We start from the raw sequence: 249 nt of genomic DNA, 5'->3' as shown, positions 1-249 counted from the left end.
CCCCCCCCCCCCCCCCCCCCCCCCCCCCCCCCTCCAAACAGAAACCCCCCCACTAGATGTAGCTCCGTCTCGTGGGCTCGGAGATGTGTATAAGAGACAGGTGCCGGTGTGGAACGGGCTCACCGACGACTGGCACCCGACGCAGTCGCTGTGCGACGCCCTGACGATGCGCACGTCCATGCCGAGCATCGCGCCGGTGACCAGCAGCGAGTTGCCCCTGTCTCTTATACACATCTGACGCTGCCGACA

General features: G+C 66.7%; 1 protein-coding gene. It reads left to right on the top strand.

From position 1 onward, the window contains the following. The first annotated feature begins 85 nt into the window (after positions 1 to 85). Positions 86 to 238 (top strand): hypothetical protein, encoded by a 153-nt coding sequence (locus tag ACR9ZK_RS22865; RefSeq protein ID WP_481344209.1) that lies wholly within the window; start codon positions 86 to 88, stop codon positions 236 to 238. Positions 239 to 249: the final 11 nt, after the last annotated feature.

The sequence above is a fragment of the Monashia sp. HAY1-5C genome (genome assembly GCF_056755255.1).
The sequence above is the reverse complement of the archived record's forward strand: the minus strand, read 5'-3'. Positions and strand labels throughout refer to the sequence as shown.